At 74.0% G+C, this 16,846-nt stretch carries 10 protein-coding genes; 5 read left to right on the forward strand and 5 right to left on the reverse strand.

Going from position 1 to position 16,846, the window contains the following annotated elements; genetic code table 11:
- Positions 1–101: 101 nt before the first annotated feature.
- Together FB458_RS04570 and topA are read right to left on the reverse strand one after the other, a co-directional pair.
- Positions 102–1,475 (reverse strand): serine hydrolase domain-containing protein, encoded by a 1,374-nt coding sequence (locus tag FB458_RS04570; RefSeq protein ID WP_246061065.1) that lies wholly within the window; start codon positions 1,473–1,475, stop codon positions 102–104.
- Positions 1,476–1,483: 8 nt separating this feature from the next.
- Positions 1,484–4,297 carry a type I DNA topoisomerase gene (gene topA, locus FB458_RS04575; RefSeq protein ID WP_246061066.1) on the reverse strand — a complete coding sequence of 938 codons (2,814 nt, stop codon included), beginning with the start codon at positions 4,295–4,297 and terminating at the stop codon, positions 1,484–1,486.
- 166 nt (positions 4,298–4,463) lie between these two features.
- On the opposite strand from topA, the gene FB458_RS04580 reads away from it, so the two are divergent.
- The 4 genes from FB458_RS04580 (at position 4,464) to FB458_RS04595 (ending at position 8,823) form a co-directional block, all read left to right on the forward strand.
- Positions 4,464–5,267 carry a dioxygenase family protein gene (locus tag FB458_RS04580; protein ID WP_141847164.1) on the forward strand — a complete coding sequence of 268 codons (804 nt, stop codon included), beginning with the start codon at positions 4,464–4,466 and terminating at the stop codon, positions 5,265–5,267.
- Positions 5,268–5,410: 143 nt separating this feature from the next.
- Positions 5,411–6,823 carry an MFS transporter gene (locus tag FB458_RS04585; protein ID WP_141850332.1) on the forward strand — a complete coding sequence of 471 codons (1,413 nt, stop codon included), beginning with the start codon at positions 5,411–5,413 and terminating at the stop codon, positions 6,821–6,823.
- A 22-nt stretch (positions 6,824–6,845) separates the two neighbouring features.
- A complete protein-coding gene (locus FB458_RS04590; RefSeq protein ID WP_141847166.1) occupies positions 6,846–7,382 on the forward strand; it encodes a DUF1697 domain-containing protein in 537 nt (178 codons plus the stop codon).
- A gap of 130 nt (positions 7,383–7,512) precedes the next feature.
- Positions 7,513–8,823, forward strand: coding sequence for an MFS transporter (locus FB458_RS04595; RefSeq protein WP_141847168.1), 1,311 nt, complete (start codon positions 7,513–7,515; stop codon positions 8,821–8,823).
- A gap of 81 nt (positions 8,824–8,904) precedes the next feature.
- On the opposite strand, the gene FB458_RS04600 is transcribed toward FB458_RS04595, so the two are convergent.
- A complete protein-coding gene (locus FB458_RS04600) occupies positions 8,905–10,722 on the reverse strand; it encodes a hypothetical protein (RefSeq protein ID WP_141847170.1) in 1,818 nt (605 codons plus the stop codon).
- 130 nt (positions 10,723–10,852) lie between these two features.
- Between FB458_RS04600 and FB458_RS04605 the strand changes: the two genes are divergently transcribed.
- Complete coding sequence (locus tag FB458_RS04605; protein WP_141847172.1) at positions 10,853–12,955, forward strand: penicillin acylase family protein; 2,103 nt, start codon at positions 10,853–10,855, stop codon at positions 12,953–12,955.
- Between the two features lie 15 nt (positions 12,956–12,970).
- Here FB458_RS04605 and FB458_RS04610 read toward each other — a convergent pair whose 3' ends face one another.
- Positions 12,971–14,923, reverse strand: a complete 1,953-nt coding sequence (locus FB458_RS04610) for an ABC transporter ATP-binding protein (RefSeq protein ID WP_211356151.1) — start codon at positions 14,921–14,923, stop codon at positions 12,971–12,973.
- Positions 14,924–15,018: 95 nt separating this feature from the next.
- Positions 15,019–16,758 (reverse strand): ABC transporter ATP-binding protein, encoded by a 1,740-nt coding sequence (locus FB458_RS04615; RefSeq protein ID WP_141847174.1) that lies wholly within the window; start codon positions 16,756–16,758, stop codon positions 15,019–15,021.
- Positions 16,759–16,846 lie beyond the last annotated feature (88 nt).

A 16,846-nucleotide genomic window follows, 5' to 3' on the forward strand; every position in this document is an offset into this window, starting at 1 on the left:
CACCCCTCCCCCTGTCGCGTTCCGGACTCGCGTTGTGCCGCATCCGGAGCCGGGCGAACCGGTTCAGGAGCGGCAGAACCTGAGTCCGGAACGCGGAGGGGTCAGCGCCAGCCGGCCTCGTCGACGCCACCGGGGACGTCGCGGGCGTCGTCGTACGGCTCCCGGGTGTAGCGGAAGGACGCGAGGTCGAGGTGGCTGACGGCGCCGGTCGCGTCGCGGACCACGACGAGCGGCTCGTCGGCGTAGTAGCCGTCGAGACCGAGCCAGCGGTCGTCGCCGACGCGGCGGAAGCGCGAGCCGCGGCCGACGCCGGGCTCGCCGAGGACGAGCAGGCCGCCCTGGGCGCGGACCTCGCTGCGGGCGGGCCCCCAGTGCCAGGCGCCGACCAGCTCGAGCGCCTCGGGGAGGACTCCCCCGGCGTGCCACGGGGCCGGCTCGGCGGGCTCGCGGTCGGCCAGCTCGGCGAGCAGGTCGCGGGCCAGCGGACCCATGCCGCTCGTGGCGTTGGCGAAGGCGACGACGCCGTCGCCGCTGGCGAGGTCGACCTGGAGGGCGGCGAGGAAGCCGGGCATCGACCCGCCGTGGCCGCCGTAGCGCCGGCCGTCGACGTTCCACACCTGCCAGCCGAGACCGTGCGCCGCGGTCCACGGCTGGCCGGGCAGGTCGGAGACGACCTGAGGCTCGAGCATCTCCTGCAGGGTGTCGGCCGACAGCAGGCCGCCGGTGTCGCCCGCGAGGAACGCCGCCCAGCGCGAGAGGTCCTGCACCGTGGACCAGAGCTGGCCCGCGGGGGCCATCGCCCCGGCGTCGTGCTCGGGCTCGGGCAGCAGGAGGTCGGCGAGCGGGTGGACGGCGAGCCCGGGGGCCGCGACCCCGCTCGGGCGCGACGACGTCCGGCGCATCCCCAGCGGCTCGAGCAGGTCGCGCTGCACGACCTCGAGCCACGAGGCGCCGTGGAGGCGGGCGACGAGCTCGCCGAGGGCGCCGTACCCGGTGTTGCTGTAGTGGTAGCGCCGGCCGGCGCGGCTGCGCTGGACGGGGCGCGCCGGGCCGACGAGGTCGTCCCAGCCCCCGCCGGGGGTGCGCTCCCACCACGGCCCGTCGGTCTCGGACTGCAGGCCCGAGGAGTGCGACAGCAGCTGCGCGACGGTGACCCGCCCGAAGGCGCTGCCCGGCACGTGCTCCTCGAAGCGGTCGTCGAGGTCGAGCCGGCCCGCGTCGCGCAGGCGCATCACGGCGACGGCGACGAAGGTCTTGGTGATCGACCCGATCCGGTACTGCGTGTCGGCGTCCGACGCGCGACCGTCCGCCCGACCGTCGAGGGTGCCGGCGGCGTCGGCCCACACGAGCCGGCCGCCGCGCACGACGCCCGCCGCGACGGAGGGGAGCCGGTGCTCCGACTGCTCGGTGAGCAGCCGGTGGCGCAGCGCCCGGGTCGTCGTGGGCAGCAGGGCGCCGGTCGGGTCGGTGCTCACGTCGGGGCTCAGGCCTTCTTCGCCGTCGTCTTGCCGGCGGTCTTGCGGGCCGTCGCCTTCTTCGCGGTCGTCTTCTTCGCCGCCGCCTTCTTCGTCGTCCGCTTGCGCGTCGTCGGGCCCTTGGCCCGCTTGTCGGCGAGCAGCTCGAAGCCGCGCTCGGGGGTGATCGCCGTCGGGTCGTCGTCGCGGCGCAGCGTCGCGTTCGTCTCGCCGTCGGTGACGTACGGGCCGAAGCGGCCCTCCTTGACGACGACCGGCTTGCCGGACACCGGGTCCGCGCCGAGCTCCTTGAGCGGGGGCGCGGCCGCGGCCCGCCCGCGCTGCTTGGGCTGCGCGTAGATCGCGAGCGCCTCCTCCAGGGTGACGTCGAAGAGCTGCTGCTCGGTCTGCAGCGACCGCGAGTCGGTGCCCTTCTTCAGGTACGGCCCGTAGCGGCCGTTCTGGGCGGTGATCTCGACGTCCTTGCCCTCGTCGTCCTGGACGACGCCGACGACGCGCGGCAGCGAGAGCAGCTTCAGCGCCGTCTCGAGGTCGATGCTCGCGAGGTCCATGTCCTTGAACAGCGAGGCGGTGCGCGGCTTGACCTTGTTCTTGCCCTTGCCGCTCGTCTCCTCCTCGGGGAGGACCTCGGTGACGTAGGGGCCGTAGCGCCCGGCCCTGGCGACGACGTCGTGGCCCGACCCGGGGTCCTTGCCCAGGACACGACCGTCGTCGGCGGCGGCCTCGAGCAGCTCGCGCGCCTTGGCCGGGGTCATCTCGTCGGGGGCGATGTCGTCGCTGATCGTCGCGCGGCGCGGGGTGGTGTCGCCCTCGGCGACCTCACCGGTCACCTCGCCGGTGGTGGGGTCGATGCCGTCGGGGACGGTCTGCTCGACGTACGGGCCGTAGCGCCCGACGCGCACGACCATCCCCTCCCCGAGCGGGATCGTCGAGATGCCCTTGGCGTCGATGTCGCCGAGGTCCTCGACGAGGTGGCGCAGGCCCTCGGCGGAGGCCGCCTCGTCGCCGAAGTAGAAGCGGCGCAGCCACGCGACGCGCTGCTCGTCGCCGGAGGCGATCCGGTCGAGGTCCTCCTCCATCGAGGCGGTGAAGTCGTAGTCGACGAGGCGCGGGAAGTGCTGCTCGAGCAGCTGGGTCACCGCGAAGGCGAGCCACGTCGGCACGAGCGCGTTGCCGCGGTTGACCACGTAGCCGCGGTCGGCGATGGTCTCGACCATCTGCGCGTACGTCGACGGGCGGCCGATCCCCTTCTCCTCCATGGCCTTGACGAGGGTCGCCTGCGTGTAGCGCGGCGGCGGGCTCGTCTCGTGGCCGTCGGCCTCGGTGCGCAGCACCGCGAGCGGGACCCCGACGGAGACCTTCGGCAGGCGGCTGCCGCCCTCGCCCGCGTCCTCGCCGCGGCGGGTCGGGGCGACGTCGTCCTTGCCCTCCTCGTAGGCGGCGAGGAAGCCCTTGAAGGTGATGACGGTGCCGCTGGCGCTGAACTCGGCGGTCGTGGCGACGTCGGTCGCGGCCTCGCCCGACAGGGTCGCCGTCAGCCGGATCGTCGCGGTGGAGCCGCTGGCGTCGGCCATCTGCGAGGCGACCGTGCGCTTCCAGATCAGCTCGTACATCGCGTACTCGTCGCCGCGCAGCTCGCCGGCGACCTGGGCCGGGGTGCGGAACCGGTCGCCGGCCGGGCGGACCGCCTCGTGCGCCTCCTGCGCGTTCTTCACCTTGGAGGCGTAGACGCGCGGCTCCTGCGGGACGTACTCGGCGCCGTACAGGTCGCGGGCCTGGCTGCGGGCGGCGGTGAGCGCCGACTGCGACAGCGTCGTGGAGTCGGTGCGCATGTAGGTGATGTAGCCGCCCTCGTAGAGGCGCTGGGCGACGCGCATCGCGTTGCGGGCGTTGAGCCGCAGCTTGCGCGAGGCCTCCTGCTGCAGCGTCGAGGTCGTGAACGGCGCGGCGGGCCGGCGGGTGTACGGCTTCTCCTGCACGTCGCTGACGGCGACGGACGCCTGCGGTACGGCGGCGGCGACGGCGCGGGCGACCCGCTCGTCGACGTGGACGACCGAGGTGCTGCGCAGCTGCCCGGCGTCGGTGAAGTCGCGGCCGGTGGCGACGCGCTTGCCGTCCAAGGAGGACAGCCGCGCGGTGAAGGTGTCGGAGGCGACGACCTCGCCCTGCTGGTCGCGGGTCGAGAAGTCGCCCTCGACGTCCCAGTACGACGCCCGCACGAAGGCCATCCGCTCGCGCTCGCGCTCGACGACGATGCGGGTGACGACCGACTGGACGCGGCCGGCGGACAGGCCCTGACGGACCTTGCGCCACAGCACCGGCGAGACCTCGTAGCCGTAGAGCCGGTCGAGGATGCGGCGCGACTCCTGCGCGTCGACGAGGTCCTTGTCGAGCTCGCGGGTGTTGTTGACCGCGCGCTGGATCGCCTCGCGGGTGATCTCGTTGAAGACCATCCGCTTGACCGGGACGCGGGGCTTGAGCGTCTCGAGCAGGTGCCACGCGATGGCCTCGCCCTCGCGGTCCTCGTCGGTGGCGAGGTAGAGCTCGTCGGCGTCCTTGAGCGCGCGCTTGAGCTCGGCGACCTTCTTCTTCTTGTCCGCGTCGACGACGTAGTACGGCTCGAAGCCGTTGTCGACGTCGATGGCGAACTTGCCGAACGGGCCCTTCTTCATCTCCGCCGGGAGCTCCGACGGGTTCGGCAGGTCACGGATGTGCCCCACCGACGCCTCGACGTCGTAGTCCCCGCCGAGGTACCCCGCGATCGACTTCACCTTGTTGGGCGACTCGACGATGACGAGCTTGCGCCCCTTGCCTGCGGCCACGCCAATCCCTGCTTCCTGCGACACGATGTGCAGCGGATTCGTCGCTGCGTCGGACACGGTGCCGCGCAGCGGAACCATAACGCGTGCGGCGGGGCGTCGCTCCCAGGCGCCCACCGACCCCGACGCACTAGTTGAATGTTGTACTAACAGACGCTACGCTGGGCCCATGACGACCCAGCCGGTGCTCTACCTCAGCCACGGGGCTCCCCCGCTCGCCGACGACGCGCGGTGGACCGCCGAGCTCGCCGGCTGGTCGGGCGACCTCGTCGCCACGGCGGACAAGCCGGCGAACGTCCTCATGGTGTCCGCGCACTGGGAGGAGGCGCCGCTCGCGCTGTCGTCGACGACCGGCGCGCCGCTCACCTACGACTTCTGGGGATTCCCGCAGAAGTACTACGACGTCACGTACGACGCCCCGGCCGCGCCGGCGCTCGCCGCCGACGTCGAGAAGCTGCTGCACTCGGCCGGCACCCCGGTCCAGCGCGACGAGGCCCGCGGCCTCGACCACGGCGCCTACGTGCCGCTCGTCGAGATGTTCCCCGAGGCCGACGTGCCCGTCCTGCAGATGTCGATGCCGACCCTCGACCCGCGCGAGCTCTTCGCGATCGGCCAGAAGCTCGCGCCGCTGCGCGACCAGGGGACGCTCATCGTCGGGTCCGGCTTCACCACCCACAACCTGCGCGAGTTCGACCCCCGCAAGGGCTCGGACTCGACGCCGCCCTCGTGGAGCCTCGAGTTCGACCAGTGGGCCAAGGAGGCCATGGAGCACGAGGACGTCGACGCGCTCCTCGACTTCCTCGACAAGGCTCCGGCCGCGTCGGTCGCGCACCCGCGCACCGAGCACTTCGCGCCGCTCTTCGTCGCGCTCGGGGCGGCGTACGCCTCCAGCGGGAAGGGGCCGATCGAGAGCCGCTCGGTCATCGACGGGTTCTGGTTCGGGCTGTCGAAGCGGTCCTGGCAGCTGGGCTGAGCCGGGGCCGGGCTGCGGGGCGCCGTACCGGCGGGAATGAGTCGGCCTCCGCTTCCCTTGGCCCCCTCGTGACCGACCCGACCACGACCGCGCCGGCCGGTGTCGGGCTGCGCTCCGAGCGCGGCCCCATCCTGCTGGCCCTCATGGTGTCCACCGGCCTCATCGCCATCGACGCGACCATCCTCGCGACGGCGGTGCCGTCGGTGGTCAAGGACCTCGGGGACTTCTCGCTGTTCCCGTGGCTGTTCTCCGTCTACCTGCTGGCGCAGGCGGTGTCGGTCCCGGTCTACGCGAAGCTGGCCGACACCTTCGGGCGCAAGCCGCTCATGCTGCTCGGCATCGGCCTGTTCCTCCTGGGCTCGCTGCTGTGCGGGGTGGCGTGGAGCATGCCCGCGCTCATCGCCTTCCGCGTCGTGCAGGGCCTCGGCGCCGGCGCGGTGCAGCCGATGGCGATCACCATCGCCGGCGACATCTACACGGTCGAGGAGCGGGCCAAGGCCCAGGGCTACATCGCCAGCGTCTGGGCGGTGTCGTCCGTCGTCGGCCCGACCCTCGGCGGGGTCTTCGCGCAGCTCGGCATCTGGCGCTGGATCTTCCTCGTCAACGTCCCGCTCTGCCTCGTCGCGGGTGCGCTCATCTGGCGCTCGTTCTCGGAGAGCATCGAGCGGCGGTCGCACCGGGTCGACTACGCCGGCGCCACCCTGCTCACGGTCGGGCTCAGCCTCGTCATCCTCGGCGTCCTCGAGGGCGGGCAGGCGTGGGCGTGGGGCTCGCCGCTGGGGATCGGCGTCTTCGTCGCGGGCGTGGCCCTGCTCGCTGGGTTCGTCGCCGTCGAGCGCCGCGCCGCCGAGCCCGTCCTGCCGCTGCACCTGCTCACCCGCCGGCTGCTGCTGACGACGAGCCTGCTCTCGCTCGGCGTCGGCGCGATCCTCATCGGGCTGACCTCGTTCGTGCCGACCTACCTGGAGAACTCGCTCGGCGTCAGCCCGCTCGTCGGCGGACTCGCGGTCGCGGCCCTCACCCTCGGCTGGCCGGTGGCGGCGACGCTGTCCGGCCGGCTGTTCTACCTGCGCTACGGCTTCCGCCCGACCGTCCTCGTCGGGATGGGGCTGACGCTGCTCGGCACGCTCGGGCTGGCCGCCACCGGGCAGCGTCCGTCGGTCGCCGTCGTCGCCGTCACCTGCTTCGTCACGGGGCTCGGGCTGGGCCTCGTCGCCACGCCGTCGCTCATCGCCGCGCAGGCCAGCGTCGACTGGGCCGAGCGCGGCGTCGTCACCGGGCTCAACATGTTCTCCCGCTCGATCGGGTCGGCGGTCGGCGCGGCGATCTTCGGGGCCGTCGCCAACCACGTCGTGTCGGCCAGCCGCCGCCCGGAGACCGACCCGGCCACCGCGACGTCGTCGGGCTCGGCCGTGTTCTGGGCCGTCCTCGTCGCCACCGTGCTCTCCGTGGCCGCCGGGATCGCCATGCCCCAGGTGCGCGCCGACGACGGCGTCGGGGCGCGCACCGGGGACGGGCCCGACGACGACGTCGACGCGCAGGCCGCCGCGGCCTGACCGCCGTCGCTAGGGTGCGCCCATGACGGTGCGCGTCGGGTTCCTGCGGGCGGTCAACGTCGGCAAGCGGCGCGTGGCCATGGCCCGGCTGCGCGAGGTCACCGAGGGCCTCGGGCACACCGACGTGTGGACCCACGTCAACAGCGGCAACGTCGTCTTCGACGCGACCGGCCGTCGCGACGCGCTCGAGACGTCTCTCGAGGCGGCGTACGAGGACGCCTTCGGGTTCGAGTGCACGACCTTCGTGCGGACGGCCGCGGAGGTCGACGCGGTGCTCGCCGCGACGCCGTTCGAGGTCGGTGACGGCGACACGCACTTCGTGACCTTCCTCAAGGACGCGCCGTCGGCGGCGGCCCGGCGCGACCTCGAGGCGCTGTCCGGCGCGTTCGACACCCTGATCGTCGACGGCCGCGACGTGCACTGGCTCATGCACGGGAGGTCCACCGAGACGCAGATCCCCAAGCGCGACTGGGAACGCGTCCTCGGCCGGAACTCCTCCACGAGCCGCAACACGACGATGCTGCGCGGCCTGTCCGCCAAGATCGCCGCTCGCGCCTGACACCCCACCTGTCGCTGGCTCTGGACCGGCCCACCACGGTCCAGAGCCAGCAACATGTGGGGTGTCGGTCGGGGCGTCGTACGGAAACCCGGTGGGCACCGGCCCCACCGACCTGCCACGCTGTCGGGTCGTGAGCTGGCGAGAACGACTGCGGGCGGTGCGCGTCGACACGACGCCGTTGGGGCACCGCGACTTCCGGCTGCTCTTCGTCGCGGGGACGGTGTTCTACCTCGGCGGGATGGTCTCGTACGTCGCCGTGCCGTTCCAGGTCTTCGCGCTCACCGGGTCGAACCTCACGGTCGGCCTGCTCGGGCTGGTCGAGCTCGTGCCGCTCGTCTTCTTCGGCCTGTACGGCGGCGCGCTGGCCGACCACGTCGACCGTCGCCGGCTGCTCGTGGCGACGGGGGCCGCGCAGGCGCTGCTCACGGCCGGGCTGGCCTGGAACGGGTTCCGCGAGCACCCCAGCCTGCCGGTGGTCTTCGTCCTCGCCGCGCTGCTCGCGGCCGCCGGGTCGCTGCAGCGGCCGTCGCGCGAGGCGCTCATGCCGCGCACGCTGCCGCACGACAGGATCGTCGCCGGCAACGCCCTGACCAGCCTCGGCACCCAGATCGGCGTCCTCGCGGGCCCGCTGCTCGGCGGGGTCCTCGTCGCCTCCGTCGGCGCGGGCTGGTGCTTCGTCGTCGACGTCGCCGGGCTCGTCGTCGCGACCGGTCTCTACGCGGCGATGCGGCCCTACCCGCACCGCTCGGAGACCACCCCGCCGAGCCTGGCCGGTATCGGCGAGGGGATCTCCTACGCGCTGCGCCGCCGGGACCTGCTCGGGACCTACCTCGTCGACATCGTCTGCATGCTGCTGGCCATGCCGGTCGTGCTCTTCCCGGCGCTGGCGCAGGAGGTCTTCCGCCAGCCCCAGCTGCTCGGGCTGCTCTACTCCGCCGAGACGGTCGGGGCGCTCGTCGCGACGGCACTCTCGGGGTGGACCGCGCGGGTGAGCCACCACGGGCGCGCGATCGTCCTCGCGGCGGCGACGTACGGGCTCTTCGTCGGGCTGGCCGGGCTGATGCCGAGCATCGGCCTCGTCGTCGTCTGCCTGGCCTGCGCCGGCGCGGCCGACATGGTGTCGGGGGTGTTCCGCGGCACCGTGTGGAACCAGTCGATCCCCGAGTCGATGCGCGGGCGCCTCGCCGGGATCGAGATGCTGTCCTACTCGGTCGGTCCGCTCGGCGGGCAGGTCCGGGCCGGCCTGACCGCGGACCTGTGGTCGGTCCGCGGCTCGATCGCCTCGGGCGGGTTCGCGTGCGTCGCCGGGGTCGCGCTGACCGCCGCGTGGCTGCGCGACTTCTGGCGGTACGACGCCTCGACCGACGAGCACGTCCTCGCCGAGCGCGCCGTCCGGGCCGCGCACGGCGAGCCGGTCACCGACGCGCCCGGGCCCGCTTGACGCAGCGTCATGCCGCTTGAGGCAGGGTGCACCCTGCGTCGAGTGGCTCGACGCTGCGTCGAGTCCACCCCGGCAGGCGGCTCAGGGGGTCGTGAGCGGGTCCGCCCAGCGCACGACGTAGCTGCGCGGCGTCGCGTGGACGGGGGCCGAGCCGTCGTCGTCCACGACCGCCCACGTGGTCCCGCCGTGCCCGACGACGCCGGCGACCCGGTCGTACGGCAGCCGGTACGTCGTCCGCGACGCGCCCAGCGCCTGCTCGACCGCTCCCCCGGTGGTCGTCAGCCAGCCGCGGTCGGCGGCCGCCGCGTCGACGAACCGGCCGAGGCCGAGGTCCCAGCGCAGCGGCGCGGTGTCGCCCCACGCCACGACCGAGCCGGTGCGGGTCGCCGGCACCCGGCCGACCTCCCGCAGGTCGTTCGGCCGGTGCCGCACGGCGGTCCACTGCTCACCGCTCGCCGGCGTGCCGGTGCGCGCGAGGGTCCACACGTCGCCGCCGCGGATGGTGACGACGTCGGTCGGCCCGAGGTGCACGACCCGGACCAGCCGGTGCCGGTCGTCGAGGACGGCCGCGGTCCCGGCCGAGTCGACGGCGTACGACGTCGTGCCGGCGGTCACCGAGACGGTCGTCCCCCGCCCGAACCCGGTGACCGGGACCGGCTTGCCGAGGTCGGTGACGAGGAGCAGCTGCGGCAGCGAGCCGGGGGTGACGACGAGGGCCCCGGCCGCCTTCGGCAGCGGGGCGACGACGGCGGCGGGGACCGACGCGGCGCCGTACGCCCCGGTGCGCGGGTCGAGCGCGACGAGCCGGTGGTCGCGGGTCAGCACCCAGGTGGCGCCCCCGGGGGCGGCGAAGGCGGAGACGGCGCGCGCCGGGAGCGGCGTGACGTCGGAGACCCGGACGTAGTCGACCTCGTGCGCGTGCGGGTCGCCGACGACCGCCCGCTGGCCGAGCGACAGCACGGTGAGGCCGAGGACGCCGAGGACGGCGCTGACGACGAAGAGGTGGCGGGCCCACGGAGCGTGCCCGGTGACGAAGGAGCCGAGCGAGCGCAGCGAGCCGTCGGCGGGCAGCCGGCGCCGCTCGTCGAGGTCCTCCTGCGGCTCGAGGCGCAGCAGGTCGGGCAGCTCACGCACCCACGGCAGCAGGGTGACGAGCGTCGCGCCCGCGGCGGTGGCGACGGGCAGGACGAGGACGAGCGCGGCGAGCAGGGCGACGACGAGCAGCCCGAGCGGCACCCCGAGCCGGGCGCCGCCGACGACGACGGCGAGGGCGGTCACCCCGGTGCCGACGACGCTCGTCCCGCAGGCGACGACGGCGCAGAGCAGGGCCACCCGCTCGAGGCGACGCACCGACGGCCGGGTGGCGCGCCACGCGGCGGCCAGGGCGACGGCGTACGGCAGCCCGGTGCCGAGGGTGACGAAGGCGGTCACCGCGTCGCCGTGGGCGGGGTCCACGGGGTTCCCGGCCGCGCCGAGCCAGCCGACGAGCAGCCGGGCCCCGCCCCAGGTGCCCGGGTCCGCGACGTAGACGTGGCCGAGCGCGCGGGCGAGGACGGTCGCGACGAGGACGGCCGGGACGAGGAGGACGGCCGTGGCGGTCCACAGCCGCAGGTCTCCGCGGGCGAGCAGCAGCACGCAGGCCGCGGTCCCGAGCGCGAGGGGGTGCAGCGCCGACCAGGCCTGGGAGTGCGACGCGGCGACGAACCCGACTCCGGCGACCCCGGCGACGACGAGGACCGAGGCGGTGAGCCGCAGCAGCCGCCGCGCGTCCGTCCCGAGCCGGGCTCGCGGACGGCCGTCCGCCCGACCGGTGAGCAGGCTGCTGGTGCCCGTGACGACGAGCAGCGGGATGGCGAGCACGGCTGCCGCCGCCGCCACCGTGGTGGTCCATCCGAGCACGGCCCGTCCCCCTCCGACACTGGAGCCTGGGGGGATTGTCGGGCCTGGCGGGCCCGGAGGGAAGACCTCGTCCGGCACCGCGACGGCATCGTGACCCGCGCCGGTTGCGCGGCGCACCTAGGGTGGCCGGATGGCCCGCCTGCTCCGCGACGCGTACGGCGTGCCGCACCTCGTCGCCGCCTCCCTGCCCGACCTGCTGCGCGCGCAGGGGTGGGTGACCGCGCACGACCGCACCTGGCAGCTGGAGCACCTGCGGCGGCGGGCGAGCGGCACCCTCGCCGAGCTGCTCGGCCCCGGCCGCGGCGGCTCGGTCCTCGCCGCCGACGTCCTCGCCCGCCGGGCGGGCGTCGTCGAGCAGGCCCGGCGGGCGTACGACGCCCTGCGCGAGGACACCCGCGCGGCGCTGGCGTCGTACGTCGAGGGGGTCAACGCGGGCCTGCGGTCCGACGCCGCCGAGCTGGTCGCGCTCGGGGCGACGCCGGGGCGGTGGGAGCCGTGGACGCCGCTGGAGACCTTCCTCGTCCAGCACCTGCTCTTCGCCCGGCTGCCCGGCAAGCTGTGGTCCGCGCGGCTGCGCGAGGTGCTCGGCGACGACGCGCGGCTGCTCTCGAGCGAGGGACCGAGCCCGAGCGGGTCGAACGCGTGGGCGGTCGGTGGGGAGCGGACGGCGTCGGGGCTGCCGCTCGTCGCCGGCGACCCGCACCGGGACCACGCGTCGCCGGGGCCGTACCTGCAGGTGCGGCTGCGCAACGAGGACCCGGCGGATCCCTTCGACGTCGTCGGCTTCTCCTTCGCGGGGGTGCCGGGGGTGCAGCACTTCGCCCACGCCGGCGAGGTGGCGTGGGCGATCACCAACGGGCAGGCGGACTACCAGGACGCGTTCCGCGAGGAGCTGCGCCGGACCGCTGACGGCGGGGTCGAGGCGCGCGGGCCGCGCGGGTGGGAGCCGGCGACGGCGCACCGCGAGACGGTGTCGGTCGCGGCCGGCGAGCCCGTCCAGGTCGAGGTCGTGCGGACCGCGCGTGGACCGGTCTTCCACGGGGAGGTCGGCGGCTCGGGTGGGGCGCTGTCGCTGCGGGCGGCGTCGGACGTCGTGGGCGAGCTCGGGTTCGACGCGCTGCTGCCGCTGCTGCGGGCGCGGTCCGTCGCCGACGTCGAGGCGGCCCTGGGGCACTGGGTCGAGCCGGTCAACAACCTCGTCGTCGCCGACCGCGCGGGCGCGGTCCGCTACGCGCTCGTCGGGCGGGTGCCGCTGCGCGACGACCGCAACCGCCGCGGACCGGTGCCGGCCTGGGAGGCCGGTCACGAGTGGACCGGCTGGCTCGACGGCGCGCGGTACGACGTCGCGCCCGACGGCGTCGTCGTCACCGCCAACGAGCGACGCGGCGCCGAGAGCGACCTCGTCGGGACGGCCTTCGCGTCGCCGCACCGGGCGGGCCGGCTGCGCGAGCTGATGGACGGGAGGACCGGGCTCGACGTCGAGGACATGGCAGCGCTGCACGCGGACGTGCGCGTCGGGGTGCACGGGAGTGTCGTCGCGTTCCTGTCCTCGCTCGACGACGCCGGGCTGTCGGACGCGGGGCGGGAGCTGCGCGCCGCCGTGCTGTCGTGGGACGGCGAGGCGTCGGTGGGGTCCACCGGGGTGACCGCGTTCGCCCGGTGGCGGGCGGCCTTCGCGCGCCGGGTCGCCGACGAGCCGGTCTTCGCCGCCCTGCGCGAGCCGGTCGACCTGCCGGCGCCGCTCGCGGCGGTGCACGACCTGCCGCACCAGGTCGCGCTCGGGCTCGGGTCGCTCCTGTCCGACGCGGCGGGGCCGGCGCCCTTCGGCCTCGACCTCCCGGCGCTCGCCACGGCGGCGCTGGAGGACGCGGCGGCCGAGGGCCCGCTGCGGCCCTGGGGCGAGGTGCACACGCTGTCGCCGGCCCACGCCTTCGACGCGGTCGACGGGCTCGAGGCCCCGGGCGTGCCGCGGCCCGGGCTGCGCGGCGACGTCGAGACGGTGTGCTGCGAGGGGTCGTGGACGCCGTACAGCGAGGTCGCCTACCGCGGCTCGGTCGCGCGGTACGCCTGGGACCTCGCCGACGTCGCGCGCAGCGGGTGGGTCGTCCCGCTCGGCGCCGACGGCGACCCGGCGGGCGCGCACCACGGCGACCAGGCGACGCCGTACGCCGACGTGCGGCTGCTGCCGGTCGTCACCGACCTCGCCGCGCTGCGCGAGGAGCCGCTCGGCTGAGCGGCCCCTCGCGCGTCACGCGGACGGGCGCGGGGCCATCCGGGCGCCGGCGAGGACTGGGCCCGCCTCGGCACCCGGGTCGACCTCGGCCGCCGCGCCGGCGAACTGCGCGGTGTACAGCCGCGCGTAGGCGCCGTCGCGCGCGAGCAGGTCGTCGTGCGTGCCCTGCTCGACGATGCGGCCGTCCTCCATGACGAGGATGACGTCGGCGTCGCGGATCGTCGAGAGGCGGTGCGCGATGACGAAGCTCGTCCGGTCGCTGCGCAGCGCCCGCATGGCCTGCTGCACGAGCAGCTCGGTGCGGGTGTCGACCGAGCTCGTCGCCTCGTCGAGGATGAGCAGGTCGGGCCGGGCGAGGAACGCGCGGGCGATGGTGACGAGCTGCTTCTCGCCGGCGCTGATGTTGCCGGCCTCGGAGTCGAGGACGGTGTCGTAGCCGTCGGGCAGCGAATGGACGAAGCGGTCGACGTACGTCGCCCTGGCCGCCTCGAGCATCTCGTCCTCGGTCGCGTCGGGGCGCGCGTAGAGGATGTTGTCGCGGATGGTGCCGGCGAAGAGCCAGGTGTCCTGCAGCACCATGCCGATCCGCGACCGCAGGTCGTGGCGCGACATCCGCGTGATGTCGACGCCGTCGAGGGTGATCCGCCCGCCCTGCAGCTCGTAGAACCGCATGACGAGGTTGACCAGCGTCGTCTTGCCGGCGCCGGTCGGGCCGACGATGGCGACGGTCTGGCCGGGCTCGACGCGGAGGTCGAGGTGCTCGATGAGCGGGCGGTCGGGCACGTAGGAGAACGACACGTCCTCGAAGGCGACGCGGCCGCTCGCGCGGGTCACCGGCTCCGTCGTCGAGTCGGGCACCTGCTCGTCGGCGTCGAGGATCTCGAAGACGCGCTCCGCCGATGCGACGCCGGACTGGAGCAGGTTGGCCATCGACGCGACCTGGGTGAGCGGCTGGGTGAACTGGCGCGAGTACTGGATGAACGCCTGAACCTCGCCGAGGGTCATCCCGCCGCTCGCCACGCGCAGGCCCCCGACGACGGCGATGACGACGTAGTTGAGGTTCCCGATGAACATCATCGCGGGCATGATGATGCCGCTGATGAACTGCGCGCCGAAGGCCGCCTGGTAGAGCTCGTCGTTCTTCCGGTCGAACGCCGCCTGGGCCTCCTTCTGGCGGCCGAAGACCTTGACCAGACCGTGCCCGGTGAAGGTCTCCTCGACGATCCCGTTGAGCGCGCCGGTGTGGCCCCACTGGGCGACGAACAGCTTCTGCGAGCGCTTGGCGATCAAGGTGGTGACGAGCATCGAGATCGGGATGGTCACGAGGGCGATGAGCGCCAGCATCCACGAGATCGAGAACATCATCGCGAGCATCGCGACGACGGTGAGCAGCGAGGTGAGCAGCTGGCTGAGCGTCTGCTGCAGCGACTGCTGGACGTTGTCGACGTCGTTGGTGACGCGGCTCAGCAGCTCGCCTCGGGGCTGGCCGTCGAAGTACGGCAGCGGGAGGCGGTTGAGCTTGGCCTCGACCTGGGCGCGCAGGTCGTAGACGACCGTCGTGACGGCGCGGGCGAGCAGGCGGCCGGCGACCCACTGGACGAGCGCCGAGACGACGTACAGGCCGATGACGAGGAGCAGGACGTCGCGCAGGGCGGTGAAGTCGATGCCGCGACCCGGCACGAGGTCGATTCCCGAGATGAGGTCCGCGAGCTGCCCCTGACCCTGCCCGCGCAGCTGCTCCATGACCTGGTCCTTGCTGACCCCGGACGGCAGCCGCTTGCCGAAGTAGCCGGCGAAGATCAGGTCGGTCGCGTTGCCGAGGATGCGCGGGCCGAGCGCGCTGAGCACGACGCTGACGACCGACATGACGACGACGAGGAGGACGGTGGCCCGCTGGGGACGGAGCCGCCCGAGCAGCCGCTTGGCCGACGGGACGAAGTCCTTCGACTTCTCGCCGCCCATGGCCATGCCCATCGGGCCGCGGTTCGCGCCGGCGGCGCGGGTCGGTCCGCGGCGCGCCTCGGCGGCCTTCTCCTCGGCGCTCTTGACGCCCTCCGCCTCGCTCACGCGACCACCTCCTCGCTCGCGGCGCGCTGGGACAGCACGATCTCCTGGTACGTCGGGCAGTGCTCGAGCAGCTCGTCGTGGGTGCCCTGACCGACGACCACGCCGTCGTCGAGGACGACGATGTGGTCGGCGTCGACGATGGTCGACACGCGCTGGGCGACGACGATGACCGTCGCGTCGCGGGTGACCGGCCGCAGCGCGGAACGGAGGCGGGCGTCGGTGCGCAGGTCGAGCGCGGAGAAGCTGTCGTCGAAGAGGTAGACGCCGGGGCGTCGTACCAGCGCTCTGGCGATGGCCAGGCGCTGGCGCTGGCCGCCGGAGACGTTGGTGCCGCCCTGGGCGATCGGGGCCTCCAGCTGCTCGGGCATCTCGCGGACGAAGTCCTCGGCCTGCGCGATCCGCAGCGCCTCCCAGAGCTCGTCGTCGGTCGCCTCGGGGTTGCCGTAGCGCAGGTTGCTCGCGACGGTGCCGGTGAAGAGGTAGGGCTTCTGCGGGACGAGCCCGATCTGCGACCACAGCGTGTCGAGCTCGAGCTCACGGATGTCGACGCCGCCTACGCGGACGGCGCCGCCGGTGACGTCGAAGAGGCGCGGGACCAGACCGACGAGCGTCGTCTTGCCCGCGCCGGTCGAGCCGATGACCGCGGTGGTGCGGCCGGGCTCGGCGCGGAGGCTGACGTCGCGCAGGACGGGGACCTCCGCGCCCGGGTAGTGGAAGTCGACGTGGTCGAGCTCCACCGTCATCCCGCCGCGCAGCTCGGTGCGCGCGCCCGGCGCCTCGGCGACGGACGAGTCGGTGCCGAGGACCTCGCCGATGCGGTCGGCCGAGACCGCGGCGCGCGGGATCATCATCGACATGAAGGTCGCCATCATCACCGACATGAGGATCTGGATGAGGTAGCTCATGAAGGCGGTGAGCTGCCCGATCTGCATGTCCCCGCTGTCGACCCGGCCGGCGCCGAACCACAGCACCCCGACCGAGGACAGGTTGAGGATGATCATGACGATCGGGAAGACGAGCGCCTGCAGCCGGCCCACCGCGAGGGCCGTGCGGGTGAGGGTGCGGTTGGCGTCGCCGAAGCGCTCGGTCTCGAGGTCCTCGCGGACGAAGGCCCGCACGACGCGGATGCCGGTGATCTGCTCGCGCAGGATCCGGTTGACCGAGTCGATCGACTTCTGCATCGAGCGGAACTGCGGCAGCATGCGCGAGACGACGGCGCCCACGGCCACGCCGAGCAGCGGCACCGCGACGGCGACGAGCCACGACAGGCCGACGTCCTCGCGCAGCGCCATGACGATGCCACCGACCATCATGATCGGCGCCGACACCATGAAGGCCAGCGCCATGAAGAGGACCATCTGGACCTGGGTCACGTCGTTGGTGTTGCGCGAGATGAGGGTCGGGGCGCCGAAGCCGCTGACCTCCTGGGCGGAGAAGCCGACGACCCGGTGGAAGATCGCGCCGCGCAGGTCGCGACCGACGCTCATCGCGGTGCGCGCCGACAGGTAGGCGGCGAGGACGGTCGCGAGGATCTGCAGGATGCTGACGCCGAGCATCCAGCCGCCGATCCGGAAGATGTAGCCCGTGTCGCCGCGGGCCACGCCGTTGTCGATGATGTCGGCGTTGAGCGAGGGCAGGTAGAGCGAGGCGATCGTGCCGACGAGCTGGAGCACGACGACGACGAGCAGGGTGGAGCGGTACGGCGCCACGTGGCGTCGGACGAGCCGGACGAGCATGCAGGGGGCCTTTCGGGCAGGACGACGATCGGGCGGCGTGGCCGTCCACCCCTACCTTGCGCCCTCACCCCGGGTGAGGGTCAACGAG

Source organism: Lapillicoccus jejuensis, from assembly GCF_006715055.1.
GTDB classification, from domain to species: Bacteria; Actinomycetota; Actinomycetes; order Actinomycetales; family Dermatophilaceae; genus Lapillicoccus; species Lapillicoccus jejuensis.

Excerpts from the sequence above, each read along its gene's own strand:
- FB458_RS04590 (WP_141847166.1), top strand. The coding sequence starts at position 6,846 with ATGACGGTGCGCGTCGGGTTCCTGCGGGCGGTCAACGTCGGCAAGCGG.
- FB458_RS04605 (WP_141847172.1), top strand. The coding sequence starts at position 10,853 with ATGGCCCGCCTGCTCCGCGACGCGTACGGCGTGCCGCACCTCGTCGCC.
- FB458_RS04580 (WP_141847164.1), top strand. The coding sequence starts at position 4,464 with ATGACGACCCAGCCGGTGCTCTACCTCAGCCACGGGGCTCCCCCGCTC.
- FB458_RS04610 (WP_211356151.1), bottom strand. The coding sequence starts at position 14,923 with ATGGCCATGGGCGGCGAGAAGTCGAAGGACTTCGTCCCGTCGGCCAAG.
- FB458_RS04615 (WP_141847174.1), bottom strand. The coding sequence starts at position 16,758 with ATGCTCGTCCGGCTCGTCCGACGCCACGTGGCGCCGTACCGCTCCACC.
- FB458_RS04585 (WP_141850332.1), top strand. The coding sequence starts at position 5,411 with ATGGTGTCCACCGGCCTCATCGCCATCGACGCGACCATCCTCGCGACG.